Annotated in this window: 24 protein-coding genes; 14 read left to right on the top strand and 10 right to left on the bottom strand. The window is 67.1% G+C overall.

Annotation, left to right across the window (positions count from 1 at the left end; translation table 11 throughout):
* The first annotated feature begins 84 nt into the window (after positions 1–84).
* From JNB_RS13480 to JNB_RS13455, 6 genes are all read left to right on the top strand, one after another.
* Positions 85–606 carry an OsmC family protein gene (locus tag JNB_RS13480; RefSeq protein WP_202795232.1) on the top strand — a complete coding sequence of 174 codons (522 nt, stop codon included), beginning with the start codon at positions 85–87 and terminating at the stop codon, positions 604–606.
* A gap of 43 nt (positions 607–649) precedes the next feature.
* On the top strand, positions 650–2179 hold the full coding sequence (gene lysS / locus JNB_RS13475; protein ID WP_009777042.1) for a lysine--tRNA ligase: 1530 nt from the start codon (positions 650–652) through the stop codon (positions 2177–2179).
* Positions 2176–2346, top strand: a complete 171-nt coding sequence (locus JNB_RS13470; protein WP_009777041.1) for a hypothetical protein — start codon at positions 2176–2178, stop codon at positions 2344–2346. The genes lysS and JNB_RS13470 overlap by 4 nt, the downstream gene beginning before the upstream one ends.
* Before the next feature lie 47 nt (positions 2347–2393).
* On the top strand, positions 2394–2717 hold the full coding sequence (locus tag JNB_RS13465; RefSeq protein WP_040883814.1) for an Lsr2 family protein: 324 nt from the start codon (positions 2394–2396) through the stop codon (positions 2715–2717).
* A 203-nt stretch (positions 2718–2920) separates the two neighbouring features.
* Positions 2921–3376, top strand: a complete 456-nt coding sequence (locus tag JNB_RS13460) for a (2Fe-2S)-binding protein (protein WP_009777039.1) — start codon at positions 2921–2923, stop codon at positions 3374–3376.
* A gap of 48 nt (positions 3377–3424) precedes the next feature.
* Positions 3425–3847, top strand: a complete 423-nt coding sequence (locus JNB_RS13455; protein ID WP_009777038.1) for a hypothetical protein — start codon at positions 3425–3427, stop codon at positions 3845–3847.
* Here the strand turns inward: JNB_RS13455 and JNB_RS13450 are convergent.
* From JNB_RS13450 to ligD (JNB_RS13440), 3 genes are all read right to left on the bottom strand, one after another.
* Positions 3829–4086: a hypothetical protein gene (locus JNB_RS13450; protein WP_009777037.1), complete on the bottom strand. Its 258-nt coding sequence runs from the start codon at positions 4084–4086 to the stop codon at positions 3829–3831. The two genes, JNB_RS13455 and JNB_RS13450, sit on opposite strands and share 19 nt — an antisense overlap.
* A 75-nt stretch (positions 4087–4161) precedes the next feature.
* Positions 4162–5043 (bottom strand): non-homologous end-joining DNA ligase, encoded by an 882-nt coding sequence (gene ligD / locus JNB_RS13445; protein WP_009777036.1) that lies wholly within the window; start codon positions 5041–5043, stop codon positions 4162–4164.
* Positions 5036–5977, bottom strand: coding sequence for a non-homologous end-joining DNA ligase (gene ligD, locus JNB_RS13440; RefSeq protein WP_040883813.1), 942 nt, complete (start codon positions 5975–5977; stop codon positions 5036–5038). Before ligD (JNB_RS13440) ends, ligD (JNB_RS13445) begins: the two co-directional genes overlap by 8 nt.
* 44 nt (positions 5978–6021) lie before the next feature.
* Between ligD (JNB_RS13440) and JNB_RS13435 the strand changes: the two genes are divergently transcribed.
* The 3 genes from JNB_RS13435 (at position 6022) to JNB_RS13425 (ending at position 13830) form a co-directional block, all read left to right on the top strand.
* The gene (locus JNB_RS13435) at positions 6022–7281 is read left to right on the top strand and encodes a low temperature requirement protein A (RefSeq protein WP_040883811.1); all 1260 of its coding nucleotides are present in this window, start codon (positions 6022–6024) and stop codon (positions 7279–7281) included.
* Positions 7282–7513: 232 nt separating this feature from the next.
* Entirely contained in the window at positions 7514–12829 is a 5316-nt protein-coding gene (locus tag JNB_RS13430; protein ID WP_009777033.1) for an ExeM/NucH family extracellular endonuclease, read from the top strand.
* A gap of 116 nt (positions 12830–12945) precedes the next feature.
* Positions 12946–13830 (top strand): Ku protein, encoded by an 885-nt coding sequence (locus JNB_RS13425; protein ID WP_009777032.1) that lies wholly within the window; start codon positions 12946–12948, stop codon positions 13828–13830.
* A gap of 153 nt (positions 13831–13983) precedes the next feature.
* Here the strand turns inward: JNB_RS13425 and JNB_RS22175 are convergent, their stop codons facing one another.
* A complete protein-coding gene (locus JNB_RS22175; RefSeq protein ID WP_009777031.1) occupies positions 13984–14109 on the bottom strand; it encodes a hypothetical protein in 126 nt (41 codons plus the stop codon).
* Between the two features lie 484 nt (positions 14110–14593).
* Here JNB_RS22175 and JNB_RS13415 point away from each other — a divergent pair, with 484 nt between their 5' ends.
* Positions 14594–15430, top strand: a complete 837-nt coding sequence (locus tag JNB_RS13415; RefSeq protein ID WP_040883809.1) for an Fpg/Nei family DNA glycosylase — start codon at positions 14594–14596, stop codon at positions 15428–15430.
* A 71-nt stretch (positions 15431–15501) separates the two neighbouring features.
* Here the strand turns inward: JNB_RS13415 and JNB_RS20600 are convergent, their stop codons facing one another.
* From JNB_RS20600 to JNB_RS20590, 5 genes are all read right to left on the bottom strand, one after another.
* Entirely contained in the window at positions 15502–16380 is an 879-nt protein-coding gene (locus tag JNB_RS20600) for a polysaccharide deacetylase family protein (protein WP_009777028.1), read from the bottom strand.
* Positions 16377–16601 (bottom strand): hypothetical protein, encoded by a 225-nt coding sequence (locus JNB_RS20595; protein ID WP_009777027.1) that lies wholly within the window; start codon positions 16599–16601, stop codon positions 16377–16379. Before JNB_RS20595 ends, JNB_RS20600 begins: the two co-directional genes overlap by 4 nt.
* Before the next feature lie 8 nt (positions 16602–16609).
* Positions 16610–17653: a glycosyltransferase family 2 protein gene (locus tag JNB_RS13400; protein ID WP_009777026.1), complete on the bottom strand. Its 1044-nt coding sequence runs from the start codon at positions 17651–17653 to the stop codon at positions 16610–16612.
* Positions 17654–17836: 183 nt separating this feature from the next.
* Positions 17837–18346 (bottom strand): hypothetical protein, encoded by a 510-nt coding sequence (locus tag JNB_RS13395; RefSeq protein ID WP_009777025.1) that lies wholly within the window; start codon positions 18344–18346, stop codon positions 17837–17839.
* 134 nt (positions 18347–18480) lie between these two features.
* Positions 18481–19224 (bottom strand): TetR/AcrR family transcriptional regulator, encoded by a 744-nt coding sequence (locus tag JNB_RS20590; RefSeq protein ID WP_009777024.1) that lies wholly within the window; start codon positions 19222–19224, stop codon positions 18481–18483.
* A 222-nt stretch (positions 19225–19446) separates the two neighbouring features.
* Here JNB_RS20590 and JNB_RS20585 point away from each other — a divergent pair, with 222 nt between their 5' ends.
* Together JNB_RS20585 and JNB_RS13380 are read left to right on the top strand one after the other, a co-directional pair.
* A complete protein-coding gene (locus tag JNB_RS20585) occupies positions 19447–20184 on the top strand; it encodes a hypothetical protein (protein WP_148232428.1) in 738 nt (245 codons plus the stop codon).
* A gap of 209 nt (positions 20185–20393) precedes the next feature.
* Positions 20394–22940, top strand: a complete 2547-nt coding sequence (locus JNB_RS13380; protein WP_009777022.1) for an ATP-dependent Clp protease ATP-binding subunit — start codon at positions 20394–20396, stop codon at positions 22938–22940.
* A 98-nt stretch (positions 22941–23038) separates the two neighbouring features.
* Here the strand turns inward: JNB_RS13380 and JNB_RS13375 are convergent, their stop codons facing one another.
* The gene (locus tag JNB_RS13375; protein ID WP_009777021.1) at positions 23039–23719 is read right to left on the bottom strand and encodes a DUF305 domain-containing protein; all 681 of its coding nucleotides are present in this window, start codon (positions 23717–23719) and stop codon (positions 23039–23041) included.
* Between the two features lie 175 nt (positions 23720–23894).
* Between JNB_RS13375 and JNB_RS13370 the strand changes: the two genes are divergently transcribed.
* Positions 23895–25304, top strand: coding sequence for an LVIVD repeat-containing protein (locus tag JNB_RS13370; RefSeq protein WP_009777020.1), 1410 nt, complete (start codon positions 23895–23897; stop codon positions 25302–25304).
* Positions 25305–25403: 99 nt separating this feature from the next.
* Positions 25404–25934, top strand: a complete 531-nt coding sequence (locus tag JNB_RS13365; RefSeq protein ID WP_040883806.1) for an amino-acid N-acetyltransferase — start codon at positions 25404–25406, stop codon at positions 25932–25934.
* Positions 25935–25988 lie beyond the last annotated feature (54 nt).

The following is a 25988-nucleotide window of genomic DNA, read 5'->3' as shown; positions in this document are numbered from 1 at the left end:
ACGGACACGAAGACAGAGGCCTTCGGCCGATGGATCGTGTCCGTACAGGGCACGAAGTCGAAGTCGGGAGGGGACACTCTCCCCATGCACGCACCCATCGACGCCGCCGCCCTGCACGCCCTGCAGGCACCGTTCAAGGAGCTCTACCGTGACGACCCCGACGAGGCGGTCGTCTCCGTCTCCGCCCGGGCCGACTGGCGCGACCCGGGCGTCACCACGAGCGTCGACGCCTGGTCGGGCAGGGTTCGGGCCGGACTGCACCGCGCGACGGGAGGCGATGGCTACGACGCGTGCTCCGGCGACATGCTCCTCGAGGCGGTCCTTGCCTGTGCAGGTGTGACGATGCGATCCGTCGCCACGTCCATGGGCCTGACGATTCGCCGCGCCGAACTGGACGCCGAGGCCGAGTTCGACGCCCGCGGCACCCTCGGCATCGACCGTGACGCCCCCGTCGGCATCACCCCCATCACCATCACGGCAACTCTCGACACCGACGCGACGGACGAGGAGCTGGCCCGGCTCGCGAAGTCCACGGAGCGCTACTGCGTCGTTGGCCAGACCCTGTCCACCCCACCCACACTGACGATCCGACGAGCCACGCGCTGACACACGTCCAGAGCACTCAGGCAACCCTCGTACCCTTGAGCGTGTGAGCGAGACCCCCGCAGGCATTGCCGACACGGCTGCCACGACGACTGCAGCCCCCGAGATCGACCTGTCCGAGCAGCAGCGCATCCGCCGCGAGAAGCGCGAGCGGCTCCTGGAAGCCGGCAGACCGGCATACCCCGTGGTTGTCGACCGGACCCACAGCCTCGCCGAGGTGCGGTCGCAGTGGGGACACCTCGAGACCGGGCAGGAGACCGACGACGTCGTCTCCGTCGCCGGCCGCGTCGTCTTCATCCGCAACACCGGCAAGCTCGCCTTCGCCACGCTGCAGGAGGGCGAAGGCATCCGGCTCCAGATCATGCTCAGCCTCGCGGAGGTGGGTGAGGACGCCCTCGCCGCCTGGAAGTCCGACGTCGACCTCGGCGACCACGTGTCCGTCACCGGGCGCGTCATCAGCAGCCGGCGCGGTGAGCTCTCCGTCATGGCCACGAGCTGGACGATGGCCTCCAAGGCGCTGCGCCCCATGCCGGTCCTGCACAAGGAGCTCTCCGAGGAGAGCCGCGTGCGCCAGCGCTACGCCGACCTCATCGTGCGCCAGGAAGCGCGCGACATGGTCCGCACCAAGGCCAAGATCTACAGCGCCATGCGCCACGAGCTCGAGCGCCAGGGCTACCTCGAGGTCGAGACCCCGATCCTCCAGCTCATCCACGGCGGCGCTGCGGCGCGACCGTTCAAGACGCACCTCAACGCGTTCGACCAGGAGATGACGCTCCGGATCGCGCTCGAGCTCAACCTCAAGAAGGCCGTCGTCGGTGGCGTCGACCGGGTCTACGAGATGGGCCGCATCTTCCGCAACGAAGGTGTCGACGCGACCCACTCCCCCGAGTTCACGATGCTCGAGGCCTACCAGGCGTGGGGTGACCAGACCACGATCGCCCAGCTCCTCAAGGACGTCTACCTCGCCGCCGCCGACGCGATCGGCTCGCGTCAGATCGAGACCGACAAGGGCACGATCGACCTCGACGGCGAATGGCGCTGGCTGCCGGTCTACGACGCCGTGAGCGAGGCAGTCGGCGAGACCGTCAACGTCGACACCGACCTCGAGACCCTGCGGGCCCACGCCGCCAAGCACGAGGTCACGATCGACCCGGCCTGGGACAAGGACAAGGTCTTCCTCGAGCTCCTCGGTGAGCTCGTCGAGCCGGGCCTGCTCCAGCCGACCTTCCTGTGTGACTACCCCGCCATCGCCCAGCCGCTGGCCCGTCCGCACCGCAGCGAGCCCGGGCTCATCGAGGCGTGGGACCTCATCATCGGCGGCGTCGAGCGCGGCACCGGATTCTCGGAGCTCATCGACCCGGTGATCCAGCGCAAGGTCCTCGAGGACCAGTCCCTCAAGGCCGCCGGCGGTGACCCCGAGGCAATGCAACTCGACGAGGACTTCCTGCGCGCCCTCGAATATGGCGCACCACCCATGGGTGGCATCGGCTTTGGCGTCGACCGACTCGTCATGCTCTTCACGGACGTGAACATTCGCGAGACGATTCTCTTCCCCCACCTCAAGCCGGAGGCATGATCATGTGGGACGCGATCTGGCCATATCTTGCAGCCATCCTGCCCACGATCATCGTGGCCATTCTCTTTTATTTCCTCATGAAGAGCATCCTCGAGGGCGACCGTCGCGAACGACTCGCCCAGACCCAGTGGGAAAAAGAACAACACAAAACCCCTGACGACAATTAGCACTGATAACCTTTGCAAGTCTTGTTCGACATGTGAAGGGAATCCAGATGGCACAGCGTGTGCAGGTGTTGCTCGTCGACGACCTCGACAACAGCGATGCTGATGAGACCGTGACGTTCGCACTGGACGGCGTCACCTACGAGATCGACCTCAACGAAGGCAACGCGAGCAAGTTGCGCGACGCGTTCGCCCCGTGGGTCGGCCACGCACGTCGCTCGGGAGGCCGCAAGGCCACGGGCCGCAGCGCGGGTGCACGTCGCAAGGACGTCTCCGCCGTGCGCGAGTGGGCTCGCAAGAACGGCCACGACGTGAGCGAACGTGGTCGCATTCCAGCGACGATCCAAGAGGCCTATGACAAGGCCAACAACTGACCTCGAGAGATCTCACTGAGGCGACGGCACCCGATGCGGGTGCCGTCGCCTCACTCATGTCACGACACCACGGATATCTCGCATTTGTTGGCGGACGACACCTCAGCAGGCCACTGACCAGCGCCTTTGCATTCTCGGGAGAGTGGCGCACAAAACTCACAGAACTGAACACCCGTCTGTATGCCGTTCCCTCACCTCCCCAGGTGGCTTCGGCCTTTGTCCTTCAGCACCTCTTGAGCATTCCTGCGCAGGTGTCCGCATTCGCAGCAGTCACCGGCCCATGGCTCGCAGATCTCGGCACCATCGACGATTCGGGCCTGTCCTGCGATCTCGCCCCGGGGCTTTATCCGCAGCGCCTCGGCTTCCTTCGGGTCACCTCAGCCGCCCCGGATCTTGAGGAACGCCTCGTCGCCGCGCGGACGGCATACCGGATTGTGGGGCTGGAGATCGCCGACCGCTATGACGGTGGCGTGAAGGTGTCGAGCCAGCAACGGCTCGGCATGGTTGACGACCTGTGGGCGCTGGCGGTGCGGGAAGCACGTGGGTCCCTGGGACAGGGAGTGGGCCCGGCGGTCGAGCGGCAGTCCTGCTGCTTCATCTACGCCCTGCCGGGTTGCCACGAGTGCGCGGGCTGCCCGCGGCTATCGTCGCAGGACTGAGTAGTTGTCCTCATGGCTGGGCCGACCAGGAAGCAGGACCGTGGAGTGATGGCAGTCTTCGTGAGAGCGCTCGGAATCGGGCTCGCGGCCACGGCCGCCTACCTGCTGCTGACCCTCGGTGAGACGCAGGGCGACGCCAACATCGGCGCCGGTCTCGCGGTCTTTGCCGTGCTCGCCCTCGGTGGTTTCACCTGGGCTCTGTTCGACGGGATGGACCGGCGAGGCTCCCGTGCGGTTCGTGTGGGGCTCAGAGAGATCCTGGTGCGCTGGGTCATCGTGTCGGTGCTCGCGGTCGCGATCATCGTGGCGGTGTTGGTGGCGCGCTACGGTGCGGAGCGGCTCGACCTCGACGCTTCGTCGGCGGTCTTCCTCTGGGTCCTCGTTCTCGGTCCGGCCATGGTCGGAGCCCTCATCGGCTATTCGGCCCGCGGCACTTCTGGGAACCCTTCAGGTCACACGCGTTCGAGCTGACCGGCCCGGACCCGATAGGTCACGACCGCACCGGTCGCCGACGTCGTGGTGATTGCTGACGGGCTGGCGAGCGGTACCGCAGCAGGCACCGGGACTCGATGGCCGGTGGCGACCCCTGCGGCCTGCGCCGCAGCCGGTGTCATGGCTCCGGTGCCGATGACCGCGACGGCGGCGGCAGAGGTGAGGGCTCCGACGATACGGAGGGCGCGGGCGGGGATGCGGGGCTGGTTCGTCTCCATGCCCTGAACCCTGCTGGCCCCTCCCATGCCCTGGCTGTGAGGCCGTTGTGCGAGCGCGATGAGCCGGATCGGACGCTAGAGGAGGTCCGCGATGAGGTCGCCGTGGGTCTCCAGCCGCTCGAGCATGTCGTCGAACATGACCTGCTCGAACCGCTTGCCCGCGGCGCCCTGCTCGACCTCGTGCCACGTGCGGGGCGCTGCGACACAGGGCAGCTCCTTGCCGCGCAGGGAGTAGGGGCTGATCGTCGTCTTGGCCGCGACGTTCTGGCTCCAGTCGAGGAAGATCTTGCCGGGCCGCAAGGACTTGGTCATCTTCCACAGCACCAGGTCGGGATGCTTCTTCGTCATCTCCCGCGCGAGCTGCTGGGTGAGGTCACGCACTTGGTCGCTCGTGAGGTCGCCACCGAGCGAGGCATAGAGCTGCATCCCCTTGGACCCCGACGTCACCGGATACAGCTCCAGTCCCAGGGCCTCGAGTCGCTCACGCAGGACGAGCCCGACCTGGGCGCACTCCTTGAGGCCTGCCGGACTGCCGGGGTCGAGGTCGATGACGAGTCGGTTGGGGTTGGTGCGCTCACCGTCCTCGGTCACGGTCCATTGCGGCACGTGGATCTCGAGCGAGTTGAGGTTCACGAGGTACGCGAGATCTGCCATATCTCGGACCAACGGATAGGTCACGTCGTCGATCTTGACCCGCGGCAACCACGTCGGCGCACCGCTCGGCAGGTTCTTCTCGAAGAAGCTCTGGTCCGAGACACCGTGTGGCCAGCGCACCCGCGTCACCGGACGAGAAGCGATGTGCTGCAACAGAATTGGCGCGACCGTCGCAAAGTAGTTGAGCACCTCACCCTTGGTCGTCTCGGTCGCCGGGAACATGATCTTGCCCAGGCTCGACAACTTGAGGGTGCGGCCCTCGACCTCGACCCTGGTGATCTCGGGGACGTACTTCTCAGGCATCGGTCACCTCATGCAGATCGGCGGGCCTGAGATCAGAACGAACCCCAAGGTATGCCGGTTGCCGCAGTTTCCCTGTCGACCCACGTCCCAGCGACTGCACCTCCACGACGACCGTCGGCTCGACCCACGTCGCGCCGACCGCGTCCTCTTTGGGGACGGCGTTCGAGAACGGAGATGTGTTGCGCGACAACGGTTCCAGGAGTTTTCCGACCCGGGCACCCGCGGTGCCGGCAAGTCCGGCACCGACCCGGCCGGCATACTCCCAACCGCCTTCGCCGTCAGGCGTTCCGACGAGGACCGCACCCAACCGGTTGGTGGTGCCCACTTCGGGACGCCACCCTCCGATGACGACGGAGAGCGTGGCGCGGTGCGGGGACTTGCGCCAGTCCGGGGAGCGGCGGCCAGCGGCATACAGGGAGGTTCGTCGTTTGCTCACCACACCTTCGAGACCTTGGTCGCGGGTGGCTTCGAAGAGCTCCTCGCCGTCGTCATAGGTGGGCGGCACCTGCCAGGCGGAGCTGCTCAGCTCGAGGCGTTCCAACAGTTCGCGGCGGGCCGACCATGGCTGCTTCGAGAGATCGGAACCGAAGAGCCGCAACAGGTCGAACGCCATGAACGTGACTGGTCGCGTGATCGCGAGCTGGGCCGCCTTGCGCGCCGAGGTGACGTGCATGCGTTCCGCGAGCGCCGCGAACGACGGCAGCCCACCGTCGAGGGCCACGACCTCGCCGTCGAGGAGGAGGTCGTCGTAGGTGTCCGCGAGACCCGCCAGCTCCGGGAAGCTCACCGAGACGTCGCGACCGGTGCGGCTCGACAGGACGAGGCGGCCGTCACGCACGTCGGCGAGCACACGCATGCCATCCCACTTCACCTCGTGCACCCACTCGGGGCCGCGCGGGATGCCATCGGCGACGGCGGCGAGCATGGGCTGCATGAACCCATCCTGACGCACCCAAGCCCTAGCCTGACGACGTGACGATGCCGAAACCCCGCTCGCTCCCCCACGGTCTGCGCCGCATGACCGGTCGCGACATCCACGAACCGGAGAGGGCCGCCACACCGCTCGAGCTGCTCTACGACCTCACCGTGGTGGTGGCTTTCTCGGTGTCCGGCGGACTCTTCGCGCACGCCGTTGCGTTCGGCCACCCGGTCCAAGGGGTCGTGGCGTTCGCATTCTCCTGCTTCGCGATCGTGTGGGCCTGGATCAGCTACACGTGGTTCGCCTCCGCCTACGACACCGACGACTGGCTCATGCGGCTCGGGACGCTCGTGCAGATGGTGGGCATCGTCGTCATCTCACTCGGCCTGCCCCAGGTGTTCCACGGCTTCGAGAAGTGGGAGCTGCACAACCAGATCATGGTGGCGGGCTACGTCACGATGCGCGTCTCGATGGCCACGTTGTGGTGGCGCGCGTCGAAGGACGATCCGACCCACCGCGTGACCTTGCGCCGCTACGTCTGGCTCACCCTGCTCGCGCAGGTCGGGTGGGTGATCGTCTGCCTCACCCACCTGCCGTGGATCGTGCTGCTGCCTGTCCTGCTCGTCCTCTACGCGTTGGAGATCGGTGCCGTCTGGTTCTCGGAGCGAGGGCAGCCCATCCCGTGGCACCCGCACCACATTGCCGAGCGATACGGCCTGCTGGTGATCATCAGCCTGGGCGAGATCGTGCTCGGCACCACGGTTGCCGTGCAGGCTCTCGTCGAGAGCCAAGGGTGGTCGTCGGACGCGGTGCTCGTCGTGGCTGCCGGGATCTCAATCGCCTTCGGACTGTGGTGGGTCTACTTCGGCCTCCCGTTCGGTCAGGCCCTGGCGCTGCAGCCCGAGAGGGGCATCCGGTTCGGGCTCGGCCACGTCGCGCTCTACGGGTCCATCGCGGCGGTGGGCGCCGGGCTGCACGTCGCGGCCTACTTCGTCGAGCACGAGAACGGCACGACGGTCGGCCTGCTCGGCACCGTCTTGTCCATCGCCGTCCCCCTGGCCCTGTGCACAGGGGTCACCTACTGGCTCGCCCACCTGCTGCTGCCCGGTCGCGACGGGTTCCATACTGTGCTGCTCCTCGCGAGTGCGATCGTCATCGCGGTCGGGGTCGGACTCGCGCTGGCCGGGGCACCACTCGGGGTGTGCGTCATCGTGCTCATGGTCGTGCCCTGGATCTCTGTCGTGGGGTACGAGACACGCGGCCATGGCCATGTCGAGCGCGTCCTCGACCGCATCCGAGAAGAGCGCACAGCGCTCTGACCTGCAGGTATGGCAGGCACCGGCGTGCGCTCCTCTTCGTCGACAACCGCCGACCAAGCCGCGGAGTACCACCGGCCGCTCTTGGCAACTCTCGCCCTTACGTTCCGTCGATGTTTGCCTCTACGTTGACTTTCCGGCTCATCCGCGGGGGCGCAAGACCCTAGGGTGACCCCTGCAATCGCTGTGGAACGTCCCTGCCTCGTGTTCCAGCGCCCTGTCGAAAGGTATCCCTGTGCTCCGTCCGTCTGCCCTGGTGTCGAGAGGGGGTCGTGGACGTCGCACCGGCATCGCCGCGGCCCTGCTCGGCCTGTTCGTCGCTCCACTCGCCCCCATGCCGGCGGCGAACGCCGTCAGCCCCAACATCGTCATCTCCGAGGTGTACGGCGCTGGCGGGAACTCCGGAGCGGTGTACAACGCCGACTTCGTCGAGCTCTCCAACCCCACGGGCAGCCCTGTGAGCCTCGCAGGCAAGTACATCCACTACCGCGCGGGGACCGGCGGCTCGGGTGGGACGCCGTTCGCACTGACCGGCTCGATCCCGGCAAACGGCAAGTACTTGATCCGGATGAGCGCGACCGGCGCCAACGGCGTGGCCCTCCCGACGCCCGATGCGGCTCCCGGGACCTTCGCCATGGCCGCGGCCGGCGGGCAGGTCTACCTCCTGAGCAGCTCGACGGCGATCACGACCGCGGGCAACCAGGCCGGCATCGCCGGAATCATCGACATGGTCGGCGTGACAGGCGCCACCAGCTTTGAGACGGCGGCCACGACCGTCATCGGTACCGCCGCTGTCTCGGTGAACCGCATCGCGGCCGACGCGGACAACAACTCGACCGAGTTCGGCACCGCCGCCCCGACGCCGGAGAACTCCGGCCCCGTTGCCCCCGTGGCACTGGAGGCGACGGCACCGGGCGACAAGGCCGGCCAGGTGGACTCGCCCGTCGCCGGCTTCACGCTGGCCGCCACGGGCGGCACCGCGCCGTACTCCTGGTCGGCCACCGGGCTGCCCGACGGTGTCACCGTCGCCGCGAACGGCGCCGTCTCCGGCACACCGACCACCGCAGGCACCTACCCCGTCACCGCGACGGTCACTGACTCAGCGGGCACGCCCGCGACCGACGACGTGACGTTCACGTACACGATCACCGCACCCGCCTCCCTGGTGACGATCGCTGACGTCCAGGGCACCGGGGCGACCTCGCCGCTGGCCGGCCAGAACGTCAAGACCCAGGGCGTCGTCACGGCGTCCTACCCCACCGGTGGACTCAACGGCTTCTACCTGCAGACCCCTGGCGCGGACACCCCCGATGCCTCGGACGCGATCTTCGTCTACGGCGGAGTCAACGGCTTCGCCACCTACCCGGCCGTTGGTGACTCGGTCGAGGTCTCGGGCCAGGCCGCCGAGTTCTCCGGCGCCACCCAGATCGTGGCATCCGCTGTGACCCCCGTTGCCGGTCTCGGCACCGTGACCCCGAAGACCGTCGTCCCCGGCACCGACTGCGCGCTGCCCGGCACCGACTGCCTTTCCGGCGCGGCGCTCGACACGGCCCGTGAGGTCGCCGAGGGCGAGCTCTTCAAGCCGACGGCTCCCTGGACCGCCACCGACGTCTACGACGGTGGTCCCTACTACAGCGACGGCACCAACTCGTCCGCCTTCCGCGGCGAGATCGGCGTCGCTGCCAACACCGACATGGCACTGGTCTCCCCGACCGAGGTCATCGACGCGCAGGCCACTGCGCTCGTTGCCGAGCGCAAGAAGTACAACGACGCGCACCGGATCATCCTCGACGACGCCTCCAGCCTGACCTACTCCACGACCCAGAACAGCGGCTTGCCGTTCCCCTGGTTCACCGCAACACACACGCTGCGCGTCGGGGCTGCGATCACGTTCCCCAAGCCGGTCGTCTTCACGTTCGGCTTCAACGCCTGGCGGATCCTGCCGCAGTCCCAGATCGTCGGGGACTCCACCGGCACGGTCGACTTCGCGCAGACCCGGCCGGCGACCCCGGAGGACGTGGGCGGCGACGTGAAGCTCGCGACGTTCAACGTCCTGAACTTCTTCCCGACCACGGGTGAGGAGTTCGTGACCTCGGGTCTTGGCACCTGCACCTACTTCAACGACCGTGATGGCAACCACATCACCAACAACAGCTGCACCAACAACGGTCCCCGCGGCGCGGCCAACGACGCCAACCTGACCCGTCAGCGGGCCAAGATCGTCGCGGCCATCAACACGGCCGGCGCCGACATCGTCTCCCTGGAGGAGCTCGAGAACTCGGTGCAGTTCGGCAAGAACCGCGACTTCGCCATCGGTGAGCTCGTCACCGCGCTCAACGCCGACGCCGGCGCGGGCACGTGGGCGTTCGCGCCGTCGGCCAGCGTCCTTCCGCCGCTCGCCGAGCAGGACGTCATCCGCACCGGCTTCATCTACAAGCCGGCCCAGGTCGCGCTCGTCGGTGAGTCGGTCGTGCTTGCCGACCAGTCAACGGGCACCGAGCCCTTCGCGGATGCTCGCGAGCCGCTCGCGCAGGCGTTCAAGAAGGTCGGTTCGCCGGATGCCAACGCCTTCGGCGTGGTCGTCAACCACTTCAAGTCCAAGGGCTCCGGCACCCCGGACCCCGATGGTCAGGGCAACGCCAATGACCGGCGGATCCTCCAGGCCAACGCCCTGGTGACCTTCGCCAACGACTTCAAGACGACACGTGGCATCAGCCGCATGTTCCTCGCCGGTGACTTCAACGCCTACTCCGAGGAGGACCCGATCCAGGTCCTCGAGGCGGCCGGCTACACCAACCTGGAGTCCAGCAGCAAGCCGGGCGAGGAGACCTACAACTTCGACGGCCAGATCGGCTCCCTCGACCACGTGCTGGCCAACGCGCCTGCCCTGGCGGATGTCAACGCAGTCGACATCTGGGACATCAACGGCTACGAGTCGGTCTACTACGAGTACTCCCGCTTCAACACCAACGCGACCAACCTGTACGCCCCCAACCAGTTCCGGTCCTCCGACCACAGTCCGGAGATCATCGGGATCAACACCGCGCCCGCCTCGGGTCCGGTGGACGTCCAGATCCTGGGGACGAACGACTTCCACGGTCGTCTGCTCAACAACACCGGGGCACCGTTCCCGAACGAGGCCGGCGCCGCCGTCCTCGCGGGCGCCGTCAAGCAGCTGCGTGTGACGAACCCCAACACGGTGTTCGCGGCCGCGGGTGACCTGATCGGTGCGTCGACCTTCGAGTCCTTCATCCAGAAGGACAAGCCGACCATCGACGCGCTCAACGAAGCCGGCCTCGAGGTCTCGGCCGTGGGCAACCACGAGTTCGACCAGGGCTACGACGACCTGCTCAAGCGGGTCATGGCGCCCTACGACGCGACGACCAACCCCTACGGTGGTGCCGCCTGGAAGTACCTCGGTGCCAACGTCCACAAGGCTGGCGCTCCGGCAAGTGAGCTCCTCGACCCGAGCTGGGTCAAGGACATGAACGGAGTCCAGGTCGGCTTCATCGGCGCCGTCACCGAGCACCTTGACGAGCTGGTCTCTCCCGCCGGCATCCAGGGCGTGGAGATCAGCGACGTCGTCGCCGCGACCAACGCCGAGGCCGACGCCCTCAAGGCGGCTGGCGTCGACGTGATCGTGCTCCTCGTCCACGAGGGTGCACCGACCACCACCTGCGACACCATGGACGACGACCCGACCTCGGACTTCGGTTCGATCATCACGGGAGTCAACGACAAGGTGGATGCGATCGTCTCCGGACACACGCACCTCGCCTACAACTGCTCCTTCCCGGTTGCCGGTTGGGCGGGTCGACCGGTCACCGACCGTCCCGTCGTCTCGGCGGGCCAGTACGGCGTGAACCTCAACAAGCTGGTGTTCACGGTGGACAACGGCACGGGTCAGGTCCAGGCCAAGACGCAGACGCTCCTGCCTCTCGAGGACGCGGCTGGTGCAGCTCTGTACCCGGTCGACGCCGCCACCAAGGCGATCGTCGACGCGGCCGTCACCAAGGCCGGACCGCTCGGTGCGGTGCCGCTGGGTGACATCGCTGCTCCGTTCAACCGGGGCAAGCTGGCCAACGGGACGACCGAGAACCGCGGTCAGGAGTCCACCCTGGGCAACCTGGTCGCCGAGGTCCAGCGCTGGGCGACCCCCGCAACCGTCGGTGGCGCACAGATCGGGTTCATGAACCCCGGTGGACTGCGGGCCGACATGCTCGGCACGGGCACGGACTACCCGCGGGTGGTGTCCTACCGACAGGCCGCTGATGTGCAGCCCTTCGCCAACACGTTGGTGAACCTGGACCTCACCGGTGCACAGGTCAAGTCAGTGCTCGAGCAGCAGTGGCAGCCGGGTGGCGCGGCCAGGCCGTTCCTGCGGCTCGGCCTCTCCAAGGGCTTCACCTACACCTATGACCCGGACGCCGCCCAGGGCTCCCGGATCAAGGACATGTGGCTCAACGGGCAGGCGATTGTTCCGACCACGACGTATGCCGTGACCGCGAACTCGTTCCTCGCCGCAGGCGGCGACAACTTCAACGCCTTCTCCTCGGGCACCAACAAGCAGGACACGGGCGTGACCGACCTGCAGGCGATGGTCGACTACCTGGCGGAGTTCGCCGGCGACGACGACCCGCCCCTGCAGCCGGACTACACCCAGCGCTCGGTCGGCGTGCACTTCACCGGGACGGCGAGCACCTACGCACCGGGTGAGCACGTGCAGTTCAACCTGTCGTCGCTGGCGTTCTCCACTGCGCCGGACCTGAAGGACACGCAGGTCGCGGTGTCGTTGAACGGAGCGCCCCTCGGGACGTTCCCGGTGAACAACACCATCGGCACGGCGATCTTCGACGAATACGGAACGGCCTCGGTCGACGTGGTCGTCCCGGCCTCCACGAGTCCTGGCGCCAAGCGGCTCGACATCGTCGGCGTGCAGACGGGCACGCAGACCTCGGTGCCGATCACGGTGATTCAGGGAACCTCGAGCGTGAGCGCGACGGCAGCCCAGATCACCTACGGTGCATCGGGTTCGGTGGTTGCTCATGTGACTCCGTCGGATGCCACCGGAAGCGTGATGGTCTCTCTCGGTGCGAACGTGCTCGGCTCGGCTCCGGTGTCGGGTGGGACGGCGAACGTCGCCCTGGCGGCCAAGTCTCTCGAGCCCGGCACCTACGTGCTGACCGTCGACTACTCGGGCGACGCGTCGCACGTGGGGTCGAGCACGACGGTGAGTGTCACTGTGGTCAAGGCGGTCTCGACCGTCACGGCAACAGCGAGCAAGACCACCCTGCAGAAGAACAAGGACACGACGACCCTCACCATCACGGTGGCGGCCATCAACGTGACGCCGACCGGCACGGTCACCGTCCTGGTTGACGGTGTGACGAGGACGGTCACGCTGAACGCCAGCGGGACAGGCACGATCGTCCTGGGACCGTTCGGATCGATCGGCACCAAGTCGATCCTGCTCACCTACACCGGTGACGCACGAGTCGCATCCGACACCTTCACCACCTCGGTGACGGTGGTGAACGGCAAGCCCAAGTAGGCGTCAGCCTGAGTACGACGAGGGGGTCCGGCGAGAGCCGGGCCCCCTCGCTTTTGGCCCCAAGGAGGGTCAGCCGACCCGGACCGCGTGGGCCGCGAGCGGCATACGATGGATTCATGCGTGCGATCTGGAAGGGTGCGGTCTCGTTCGGGCTGGTCAACGTCCCCGTGCGGCTCTACTCGGCGACCGAGAATCATGACGTGCAGTTCCGGCAGGTGCACCGTGAGGACGGCGGCCGGATCAAGTACAAGCGCACGTGCAGCATCGACGGCGAAGAGGTCGCGTTCGACGACATCGCCAAGGGCTACGAGACCGAGGACGGCGACATGGTCGTCCTCACCGACGAGGACTTCAAGGACCTGCCGAGCAAGTCCTCCAAGGAGATCAACGTCGAGAAGTTCGTCCCCTCGGACCAGATCGACCCGATGCTCCTCGACAAGAGCTACTACCTCGAGCCCGACAAGACGGCGACCAAGCCCTACATCCTGCTGCGCGAGGCACTCGAGTCCGAGGGCCGGATGGCCGTCGTCACGGTGTCGATCCGCACCCGGATGACGATGGCTGTGCTGCGGGTGCGCGAAGGCGTCATCGTCATGCAGACGATGTTGTGGCCCGACGAGATCCGCAAGCCCGACTTCGCCAGCATCGACGAGGCCGGTGACGCGACTGACAAGGAGATGGCGATGGCCAAGCTCCTCATCGAGCAGCTCGCCGGGGACTTCGAGGCCGACGACTACGAGGACGACTACGCCATCGCGCTGCAGTCGCTCGTCAAGGCCAAGGTCGAGGGCGGAGAGGTCCAGGCCCCCGCCGCCGAGGCCGAGGAGTCCGGTGAGGTCGTCGACCTGCTCGCGGCCCTGGCCAAGTCGGTCGAGAAGGCCAAGGCCTCCCGCGGCGAGGCGCCGTCGAAGCCGGCCGCCAAGAAGACCGAGGCCAAGCCGGCCAAGAAGGCCGCAGCAAAGAAGACCACCGCGAAAAAGGCTGCCAAGAAGGCCTCCTGACCACAGCTTCCGATCGCGCTACTGCACAGTGAGCGGGGCGATCGCGCACCTTCCTGTGCAGTAGGTGCCGCGGTGGAGCCAAACGCAAGAACGCCGGGTATGCCGTGTGACGGCATACCCGGCGTTCTTCTCCGTCCCAACGTGGCTGGGTGGTCAGGCGTTCTCCTTGCGGAAGGTGGCCGTCCCCCACCAGAGCGCCGCGACGAAGAGCACCGCCGCCCAGAGGGTGCCGTAGAGCATCGGATCGTGCGCGAAGTCCCCCGAGAAGGAGGTGCGCACCGCGTCGGTGACCCACCGCGCACGGTTTCGCGCCCCACCAGCGGCATGAGCGCCATCGCCGTGTGGAAGGGCAGCGGCGAGAGGACGTCGACAGTCTCGACGGCCGAACGCCACAGTCGGGCGAACTCCTCCCGCCCTTGGGTCGTGCTGGTGTAGACCGCGACGTCGCGCGTGCCGTCGACGAGATCGTGTCGCTCGAGGTTGCCCTGCTTGGTCAGCGTCGTCAGGCCCGAATAGATCGACCCGGGGTTCACGTGCGCCCAGTCCTAGACCTGCCAGGACACGAGCTCGCGCCGCAGCTGGTACCCGTTCACCGGCTCGAAGAGCATCACGGTGCCGAGCAGCAGCAGTCGGGTCTCGGTGGCTGCCATGTGGCGGAGTCTAGGAGTGTTCGCGTATCGGAGTCGACGGAGGCGCCCGTGGTGAGGCGCGCAGCAGTCGAGGCCGATACACGAACGCTCACAGGGTGGCCGATGATGGGGCCATGCCCGAAGGCCACACTCTCCATGCGCTCGCCCGCGACCTCGACATCGCGTTCCGCGGCACCTCCCCGACGGTGTCGAGCCCGCAGGGGAAGTTCGGCGGCGGCGCTGCCCTGCTGTCCGGGCACGAGGTGCTCGAGGCGACGTCGTGGGGCAAGCACCTGTTCGTCGAGTTCGCCGGCGACCGGATCCTGTGGGTTCACCTTGGTCTCATCGGCACCTTCACGATCGACACGACGTCGTATGCCGGTGAGGTGCCGGTTGTCGGTCAGGTCCGGTGCCGCTTCGCGACCTCCGACCACGTCGCCGACCTGCGTGGCCCGATGGTGTGCGACGTGGTGACGCCGGAGAAGGTGGATGAGATCCTGGCGCGACTCGGGCCAGATCCGTTGCGCCCCAGCGATGTTCGCTCTGACCCCGACCTGGCATGGAAGCGGATCCAGCGGTCGAGCAAGCCGATCGCCGAACTCCTCATGGACCAGGCCGTGCTCGCCGGCGTGGGCAACGTCTATCGCTCGGAAGTGCTGTTTCGGTTGCGGGTCAACCCTTTTCGGCCCGGCAACAAGCTGCAGCGCAAGACCTGGCGAGCCATCTGGGAGGACCTCGTGACCCTCCTCCCCATCGGTGTCGCCACGAGCAAGATCGTCACGATCCACGAACAGGTCGACGCCGTCGCGCAGGCCCTCGAGGCCGGCGAGGACGTACGGATGACGACGCGCGACTCCTACGTCTACAAGCGCCAGGGTGAGGCGTGCCACGTCTGCGGCTCGAAGATCAAGACGCAGATCATGGCCGGCCGCAACCTCTTCTGGTGCGGCAACTGCCAGCGCCGCGGGTGAGCCCCTGCCTTTGCGTCCGCGCGGATGGTCACCTTCTCGACCATCCGCGCGGACGTCAGGGTGTCAGGGTGTCAGCGGCGGCTTGGTACCGTCGCGTCGGCGGGGATGACCCTCACCCAGGAGTACTGGTTGACCCAGCTCGGCCCGCCGGCGCTGGCGACGACACCGAACTCGAAGCCGCGCTCACGCAACGAGTCGATCGCCCTCGGCAGGTACTTCGGCTGGTTCTGCGCACAGTCCACGACCTCGTTGCCGTCATGGAGGAGCAGCAACGCCTGGTCCGTGGCGTTGTCGTTGAGGTAGCGCTGCACGCCGTCGGCACCGGGGCAGCTGTAGTCGCCCGCGTCGGTCTCCCAGTGCCACAGGACACCACCCCACATGCCGAGCGAGCGGATGGCCCTGTTGCCCGACTCGCTCTCGACACCCTGGGGGTAGCGGAAGAGCTCGGGGGTGACTCCGGTGATCTTGCGGATCGCCTCGTTGGTGCGGGTGATCTCGCGCAGGGCCTCGGCGTCGCTCAGGCCATCGAACGGTCGGTGCGACCAGCTGTGGTTGCCGATGACGTGACCCTCGTCGTGGATCCGGCGCACCAGTTCGGGATGGGCCGCGACATGGTCGCCCTGGAGGAAGAACGTCGCCTTGACGTTCTTCTTCTTGAGGACCTCGAGCAGCTGGGGCGTGATCTCCGAAGGACCGTCATCAAAGGTCAGGGCGATGAGTCCCATCGATCCCGGCGCCACGGTGGCGACCGGGGACGCCTTGGCCTGGGGCTGAGTCTTGGCCTGTGCCTGTGCCTGAGCCTGGCTCTGGGTCTGGGTCTGGCCACCCGCATCGGGGTCGTGCTTGCCACCGGCCCACGACGAGGACGCCGAGAAGCCGCCGCCGAGGCCGAACGCCACGACGACGGCGCTTCCGGCCGCGAGTGCACCGAGCAGACGCTTGCCGGTCATCGGGCCTCCTCGAGAACTCGACCGGGCAAGCGTCGCGCTGCGAGCCGGCGAGTGCCGACGACCTGCGAACGCCGCACGAGGCGGAAGACGACGAAGCCGGCGAACGCGAGCGCGAAGAAGAGCAGTGCTGCGTGCGCGAAAGCGAAGGCGCTCATCGCGAGCGTCCCCGACGTCAACGTCGCCGCCTGCATCGTGTGACTGCCGGAACTGTTGAAGTACATGCTTTCCCCTACCAAGCCTGTGATGTGCGTCGAACGCTGTGGACCAACGCGGTCGCCGTGCAGGCCTCGAGGAACAGTCCGTAGAAGTCCTCGACGAGCATGGTCGCGCTGAGAGTGACGTCCTGCCAGGTGCGTCCGGGCACCCGCCAGGCCGAGGTGACGCGGTCGAGCCACATGAGCACGAGCGGTATCATCCCGATGAGTGAATACGTGAGTCCCATGCCGAGCTTGAACAGCGCGATGACATAGAAGACCCAGAGCAACCGCATGAACGACGACAGACCAAAGAGTCCGTATGCCGCGATGTCCCGTCGCGTTGCCGGGATCCACCCGCGCTTGCGGCACTCGTCGATGCCGCCCCGGCCCCAGCGAAGACGCTGCTGCCAGAGGTCACCGAAGGTGGCCGGTGTGTCCGTGAGGACCTGGGCACCCGGTGCCGCGCTCACGGCATACCCGGCGGTCTTGAGGTCGAGGGTGAGTCCGTAGTCCTCGATGAGGCTGGCGCTGTCCCACGGGACATCGCGCTCGCTGTCGCGCACGACGTCGTCGAGGGCGTCGGACCGGTAGAGCGTGGCGGCACCCGAGGCGACCTGGACGGCCCAGCCGCGCATCTCGCGGGAGTCGTCGTAGCGGGCGTACTCGAGTCGCTGCAACCTCCAGGCCAAGCCGGAGCCGTCCTTGGCCCAGTAGCGCGCGCAGGCAGCACCCAAGGGGCGGCCGCGGCGCGCGACTCGGGTGCGGAACGCGAAGGCGTGCAGCATGTTCTCGATCGCGCTGGGCGTCAGGGAGGTGTCGGCGTCCATCGTGAGGATGTGGGTGGAGCCGATCGCGAACTTCTGCCACGCCTGGTTGAGGGCGCCGGCCTTGCGGGCGGCGTTGTCGACGGTCTCGAAGACGACGACGCCGGGCATGGCCGCAAGCTCCACCGTGCTGTCGGTGCAGTTGTCGGCGGCCACGACGATGAGCTCGGGCGGCCTGGTCTGGGACTGGAGGGAGGCGATGGTGCTCTGGATCTGGTCTGCCTCGTTGTGTGCCGGAACGAAGGCGACCACTACGTGCCCATCGTCCGAGCGACCCCTCTGTCGCACGATGTCATTCCCCGAACCTGCTGCGTCGCCACCCACAGTTAAGGGGTGTCTCATATGAGAACAGTGTTCGCATTCGACAAGGCGCGTCAAGTTGATAAATCAACCAGGTGTGGGTTGACCTCGCCCCGCGACCAGTCGGTGGAGCACTCAGGCCATTGAGCGAGCGGGCGCGACGGCCCGGGGGAAACCGAGGGCGGCCTGCGTGAGGGCGAACAGGATTGCCGTGAAAAGCGGTGTCTCGCAAGAGAATTCATCGCCGAAGAGTTCGACCAACCATTGGCGTGCGTCCGGGTCGTAGCCGCCGGCCACCACAGCGCTGGTGAAACCGGTGGCACGGAGAGCGGCCCGCTCGACGGGGTCGCCTGTGGCGAGAGTCACCCGAAATGCGGAGCCTTCGGCCGCCTCAGCGACACAGGGCCGCAGCGTCTCATCGCGCACTCGCCTGACCGACGACGCCGCAGCACCCACACACTCCGACGCACGGTCTGCCACGACGGTCAGCCGCGCCTCGATCGGTGCGTCGAGCATGCCGTCGAGAGTGTTGAGCACCTCCTGGACGAGCCGCACGACCTGGCGCTCGAACAGCGCGGCCTGCGTCAGCTCGCGCAGGGCCGTGTCCGCGTCGAGGGGACCAGCAAGCTCGCCGACCTCCCTCATACGGGAGTCGGGCGTGGTCGCGTCTACGGTTCGTTCCCCCATCTCGTTCTCGACGGTACCCAAGAACGGTCGTCATCGTTGAAAAATGGAGAAACTTTTACTGGTGAGTATCTAGACAGGCGTAAAGCGGTCGGCTATAAGCCACGAACGTGTTGCGATTCACCCCTGGGTGGATTCACGTCCGGGAGTTCCTCGGCAGTGAAGCCCAGGAGTCGCATCACCGCGCGCACGAAGATCGGATACCGCTCCTGCGTGGTCAGCGGTGAACCGATCCGACCACCGATCTCGATCGACAAGTGGCCCACGAGGCAGGCGATGCCGGTCGCTGCCAGCAGGTCGGCGGCACTGACCGGGTCGTCCCCCACCCTCGTTCCCAGCTCGCCGAGCAAGGTCCGGTCTGGCTCGATCTCACGATCCGCGAGCGCGTCGGCACAGACGCTGCGGAAGGCGAGGAAGGCTCGGTTGCCGCTCTGGGCAACAATCCTGGGTCGTCCCCGAGTCGCCTCCGTGTCGAAGATGAGGCCGTACTCGGCCGGGTGTTCCAGCGACCACTGGCGCATGGCAAGGCAACCGACGAACCACCGCGTGGCATGGGTGTCCTGCGCGACACCGGCCTGTGCCGACTCGATCCGGTCCGCGAGATCTCCCAACGCATCGGAGGCCAGCAGTCCGAGCAGGGCGTCGTGGCCGTCGACGTAGCGATAGAGCCCGGACGGGGTGATCTCGATGGCCCGGGCCACTGCTCGCATGGTGACGCCTGCGGTCCCACGCTCGCGCAGCTCGCCGAAAGCGGCCGCTTTGATCTCCTCAAGGACCCTGAGTCGCTGTCGTTCGCGTCTGGCGACCCCGGCAGGAGCAGACCCTTGCTCACTCACCATCGCCGAATTCCTCCATCAGAGTGGTCCACCGGACGTGTTGGCACTGGGTCATGACCTCGCGCGCCTCGGTCACTCTTGGCGGCAAGGGTACTCGGGTGCTGGCCCCTCGACAGCCATCCATCGGGATGGCAAAGCCGTGGTCCCGCGCATCCCTTTCGGAGGGAACTTTCGGCGGAGTCACAGGTTGCAGGGCCATCCTGACCCCGAGCGGAAGGACCTTCCATGAGCCAGACCCCTGACGAACCGGGCACCCCAGCGAGCCCGCAGACCCCACCCAGCCCTGAGCAGTCGATCTCGCCAGCGCCAGCCACTCCGGCGGCCCCTCCCCAGGGACCCGTACCGACGCAGCAGTGGGCAGGCGCGGTTCCAGCTGCAGCTCGACGCTCGCTCTGGGGCGAGGCCATGTCGACCACTGGCGGCAAGCTCGCCGTCATCGTTGCGGGCGCGAGCCTGGGCCTGATCGCCGTGCTGTCGGTGGGCCTCGTGATCGGCGCCTTCGCCCGCCACTTCGGCGACGAGCGCCGTGGGCCCTGGGCCGGGGACTCGCGTCAGATGCCCATGCCCGACCAGATGGGACCCGGCCAGCGGGGGCCCGAGCAGCTCCCGCGCGACCAGGCACCACGTCAGGCACCGCCGGGCGCGGGCGACCTCCCCAACCTGGGGCTCCCCGGGGCCGGTGGCTCGCTGCACGGTGAGGCCGTGATCCCCGGCGAAGGCACGGCCACGACGGCGATCCTCTTCCAGCGAGGCGAAGTGACGGAGGTGACCGCCGACAAGCTCACCGTGAAGAGCACGGACGGCTTCACCGCGACCTACACGATCGGTGCCGACAGCCGTGATCGCCTCAAGAACAAGGTGTCCACCCTGGCCAAGGGCGACGTGGTCACCGTGATGGCGTCCAAGGACAGCAAGGAGACCCTGCGGATCCTCAAGGGTGAGCGGACCGGCGCCGACAGCTGAGCACCCGGCATACCCGGCAAAAAGTCCGCCCTGAGCGAACATGAGTCGGCTGCGCTCACGTCAAGGAACACCGCGCGCGTATGCCGCGTTGGACGCCTTGACACACCTCGCCCTTCCTCATTTCGTGACGGTCCATGTGAACAGGCCACCACGGCATACAGGGAGCGGGGATAGCATCGAGGTGACTCGAATAGTCAGGAGCCAGCACCATGTTCGAACGGTTCACAGACCGCGCCCGCCGGGTGGTCGTCCTCGCCCAGGAAGAGGCGCGCCTCCTCAACCACAACTACATCGGCACCGAGCACATCCTGCTCGGCCTCATCCACGAGGGTGAGGGTGTTGCCAGCAAGGCCCTCGAGAGCCTGGGGATCTCTCTCGACGCCGTTCGCGAGCAGGTGCAGGAGATCATCGGCCAGGGCCAGCAGGCCCCGACCGGTCACATCCCGTTCACGCCCCGCGCCAAGAAGGTTCTCGAGCTCTCGCTGCGCGAGGCCCTTCAGCTCGGCCACAACTACATCGGCACCGAGCACATCCTGCTCGGCCTCATCCGCGAGGGCGAGGGCGTTGCCGCCCAGGTCCTCGTCAAGCTCGGCGCCGACCTCGGTCGCGTTCGCCAGCAGGTCATCCAGCTCATCTCGGGCTACCAGGGTGGCAAGGAGGGCGCCGCGGCCGGAGTCGGTCAGGGCGGCCCCGCCGAGGGCACCCCCGCCGGTTCGCTCGTGCTCGACCAGTTCGGTCGCAACCTCACCGTGGCTGCCCGCGAGGGCAAGCTCGACCCGGTCATCGGGCGTGAGAAGGAGATCGAGCGGGTCATGCAGGTGCTGTCCCGACGCACCAAGAACAACCCGGTGCTCATCGGTGAGCCCGGCGTCGGCAAGACCGCCGTCGTCGAGGGCCTCGCCCAGGACATCGTGCGCGGCGAGGTTCCCGAGACGCTCAAGGACAAGCAGCTCTACACGCTCGACCTCGGCGCGCTCGTGGCCGGCAGCCGCTACCGCGGTGACTTCGAGGAGCGCCTCAAGAAGGTCCTCAAGGAGATCCGCACCCGCGGCGACATCGTGCTGTTCATCGACGAGATCCACACCCTCGTCGGTGCCGGTGCGGCCGAAGGCGCGATCGACGCTGCGTCCATCCTCAAGCCGATGCTGGCTCGTGGCGAGCTCCAGGTCGTCGGTGCGACGACCCTGGACGAGTACCGCAAGCACATCGAGAAGGACGCCGCCCTCGAGCGCCGCTTCCAGCCGATCCAGGTGGCCGAGCCGACGCTGGCCCACACCATCGAGATCCTCAAGGGTCTGCGCGACCGCTACGAGGCGCACCACCGCGTCTCGATCACCGACAGTGCGCTCGTCGCGGCCGCCAACATGGCCGACCGCTACATCAACGACCGCTTCCTGCCGGACAAGGCCATCGACCTCATCGACGAGGCCGGCGCCCGATTGCGCATCCGTCGCATGACCGCACCGCCGGACCTGCGCGAGTTCGACGAGAAGATCCAGGCCGTCGTGCGCGAGAAGGAGTCGGCGATCGACGGGCAGGACTTCGAGAAGGCCGCGCGTCTGCGCGACGACGAGAAGAACCTGCGCAACGAGAAGTCCCAGCGCGAGACGGAGTGGAAGAGCGGTGACCTCGACGTCGTCGCCGAGGTCGACGAGGAGCTCATCGCCGAGGTTCTGGCGGCGAGCACCGGCATCCCGGTCTTCAAGCTGACCGAGGAGGAGTCGAGCCGACTGCTCCACATGGAGGACGAGCTGCACAAGCGCGTCGTCGGCATGGACGACGCCATCAAGGCTCTCTCGCAGGCGATCCGTCGCACGCGCGCCGGCCTGAAGGACCCGCGTCGTCCCGGTGGCTCGTTCATCTTCGCCGGCCCGACCGGTGTGGGTAAGACCGAGCTCGCCAAGACGCTCGCGGCCTTCCTCTTCGGTGACGAGGACAGCCTCATCCAGCTCGACATGTCGGAGTACTCCGAAAAGCACACTGTCTCAAGGCTTTTCGGTTCACCTCCCGGCTACGTCGGCTACGAAGAGGGTGGCCAGCTCACCGAGAAGGTCCGGCGCAAGCCGTTCTCGGTCGTCCTGTTCGACGAGGTCGAGAAGGCCCACCCCGAGATCTTCAACTCCCTGTTGCAGGTTCTCGAGGACGGTCGCCTCACCGACTCCCAGGGTCGGGTCGTCGACTTCAAGAACACCGTCATCATCATGACGACCAACCTCGGTACGCGTGACATCTCCAAGGCCTCCCTCGGCTTCTCGGCCGGCCCGGAGACGCGCTCGGACTACGACCGGATGAAGGCCAAGGTGGTGGACGAGCTCAAGCAGCACTTCCGCCCCGAGTTCCTCAACCGCGTCGACGACACGATCGTCTTCCCGCAGCTCACGCAGGACGAGATCATCCAGATCGTCGACCTCGAGATCGCCAAGCTCGACAAGCGCCTCAAGGACAAGGACATGGGCATGGAGCTCACGCCCGCGGCCAAGACGCTGCTTGCCAAGCGCGGCTACGACCCCGTGCTCGGTGCGCGACCGTTGCGTCGCACCATCCAGCGCGAGATCGAGGACGTGCTGTCCGAGAAGATCCTGTTCGGCGAGCTCAAGGCCGGCGAGATCGTCGCGGTCGACGCGACCGGCGAGGGCAAGGACGACACGTTCACCTTCGCGGGTGCCCGCAAGGCCGAGATCGTCGACGTCCCCGTCGTCGCTGCTGCCACCAGTGGTTCCGTCGGCAGTGAGCCCTCAGCCGCCTCCGGCGAGTAGCCACAGGTCTCACCCAGCCAGACGACACAGGCGGGGTATGCCGGAACGCACGTTCCCGGCATACCCCGCCTTTGCGTTGTCCCGCAGCCGTATTCGCGTCAGCTGAGGCGGGCGAGCATCGTCTGCATCTGTTGGATCTGCTTGGACTGACTCACGTTGATGTCGTCGGCCATCTCGCTGACGAACTCGTCCGACGCAGCCTTGCCGTGCTCACCGACCATCGTGAGAGCGCCCTGGTGGTGCGCGGTCATGAGGGTGAGGAACAACCGGTCGGCCTCCACCCCGGAGGCCTTGCCGAGAGCAGTCAGCTGGGCCGGGGAGGCCATGCCCGGCATACCGCCATGGTCGTGGTCACCGAGCCGGGGGTTGGTGGCCTGGGGCGGGACCTCTTGCTTGTTCGTCTCGAGCCAGGTCTTCATGGCCAGGATCTCGGGCTTCTGCTCGGCGGCCATGCGGTCGGCCAGCGCCTTCACCTGTGGATCGGACAGGCGCGGCAACACCGTCTCGACCATGACGATCGCCTGCGCGTGGTGGACGATCATGTCCTGATAGAACTTCGCGTCACCCGGGCGGGTGGTCGGCGTCCGCACCGGCGCGGCCGCGGTGCCGGTCAGGGTGGCGTTGGGTTCACCGGGATTGCCGGGCTGGATCACGGGTCCGCTCGCGGTGGGCCCGGTCTGAGCCGGAAGGGGTTCATCGCCCCCGCTGCACCCGCTCAGCCCGAGCGCGAGAACGACCGCGACGGTGGCGACATGACGGGGGTGGGGACGAAAAGCCATGTGCCGCACTGTAGTTGCGTCTCGTGAATGCTGCTGTCCTGCCATCGGACAGAACTCGTGAGTAGGCACTTCTTACCAAACCTTTACCCCACCTTCGGAACTTATGCGCAAGGGTTGTCGGCACCGCACATTCACTTGGACGCAGCCGCGGGGGTTGCGTCATGGAGGAGGAATCATGAGGATCCTGCGCTCCCTGGGGGTGGCGGCCGTCGCCGCCCTCGCCGCGACGGGCACCGGCGCTGCCGTGGCCCAGGCCGGAGATGGTGTCGGTCTGTCCGGCACGCAGCTGGCCGCCGACCAGATCGGCCGCAGCGCCAACGTCCAGCACCTGTTCAACACCCCCCATGCCGGGCCACTGGCTGGTGCCACCGGCTCCGACATCGCCTTCTCGGGCAACAAGGCCTTCGTCGGCAACTACAACGGCTTCGTCATCTACGACGTCACCAAGCCCGCCTCGCCGACGAAGCTGGCGACCGTGAGCTGCCCCGGTTCGCAGAACGACATCACCATCTCGGGCAATCTGCTCTACCTGTCGACCGACTCCTCACGCAGCGACACGTCGTGCGCCTCGACGGCGGCGCCGGTGACGGAGAAGGCGTCCTGGGAGGGCATCAAGATCTTTGACGTGTCCGACCCGACGAACCCGAAGTACCTCAAGGCGGTCGAGACATCGTGCGGATCGCACACCAACACGCTCGTCCCCGGAGGGAAGGACACCGACTACATCTACGTGTCCTCCTACTCCCCGCGCGCGGAGTACCCCGACTGCCAGCCGCCGCACGACTCGATCAGCATCATCGAGGTCCCCAAGGCCAACCCCACCGCCGCCAAGGTCGTGGCCGAGCCCAACCTCTTCCCCGATGGTGGCAACCCCGGCGGCACGCAGCCGTCCGGTGACAGCTACTCGGCGACGACCGGCTGCCACGACATCACGGCCTACCCGTCCAAGAAGATCGCGGCCGGTGCCTGCATGGGTGACGGTGTCATCTTCGACATCTCCAACCCGGTTGCGCCCAAGGTGATCGAGACCGTTCAGGACACGACGAACTTCGCGTTCTGGCACTCGGCGACGTTCAACAACAAGGGCACCAAGGTCGTCTTCACCGACGAGCTCGGCGGCGGCGGTCGGGCGACCTGCAACACGACGGTCGGCCCCAACCGTGGCGCGAACGCGATCTTCGACCTGTCGTCCGACAACCAGCTGACCTTCAAGTCGTACTACAAGATCCAGCGCCACCAGTTCGACAGCGAGAACTGCGTCGCTCACAACGGCTCGCTCATCCCCGTCAACGGACGTGACGTCATGGTCCAGTCCTGGTACATGGGTGGGACGTCCTTCTGGGACTTCACCGACTCCGAGAACCCGCGCGAGATCGGCTACTTCGAGCGCGGCCCCAACGGTGGGGCCGGCGGAGGTGGCGGCGGCACCTGGTCGTCGTACTACTACAACGGTCACGTCTACAGCTCCGACCTCGGCAAGGGCTTCGACGTCCTCAAGATCACCGACCCCAGCCTCAAGAAGGCTGCGGACGTGAAGATGAACGAGCTCAACCCGCAGAGTCAGCCGGTCTACCAGACCCGCTGACTCGAGGACCGGAGCGTCAGTCGGGACGCTCAGAGGACCGGCCGTCCGTGCTTCGTGCACGGGCGGCCGGTTCTTGCGTATGCCGGGATACTGGGTCCCATGCCTACCGCACCTGAGCGCCTAACCGAGTCCGACGGCATACTCATCCGTTCTGCCCGCACCGCCGACGTGCGCCCGATGCGCGCGCTCGTCGCGCCCCTCGCTGCGCAGCGCGTCCTCCTGCAGAAGGAGTCGGTGGCGTACTACGAGGCCATCGGGGACTTCGTCGTCGCCGAGCGTGACGGCGAGGTCATCGGGTGCGGCGCGGTGCACGTCCTCTGGGAGGACCTCGCCGAGATCCGCACGCTTGCCGTGGCGTCGTCCGCGCTGGGGCACGGCGTCGGGACGAAGATCCTCACGCAGCTCATCTCGCGAGCGCGGGATCTCGGGGTGGACCGGCTGTTCTGCCTGACCTTCGAGACCGCGTTCTTCGAGCGTCACGGGTTCGCGCCGATCGAAGGACAGGCCGTCGAGCCCGAGGTCTACGCCGAGCTGCTGCGGTCCTATGACGAAGGTGTCGCGGAGTTCCTCGACCTCGAGCGGGTCAAGCCCAACACCCTGGGCAACACGAGGATGCTCCGCGTCCTCTGACCAAAATCGTCCAATAGGACGCGAATGGTCACCGGTCCGTCCAGCCATTCGTGT

It is taken from the genome of Janibacter sp. HTCC2649 (genome assembly GCF_000152705.1).
Classification (GTDB): Bacteria; Actinomycetota; Actinomycetes; order Actinomycetales; family Dermatophilaceae; genus Knoellia.
This window is presented reverse-complemented; position numbering and strand designations above follow the sequence as displayed.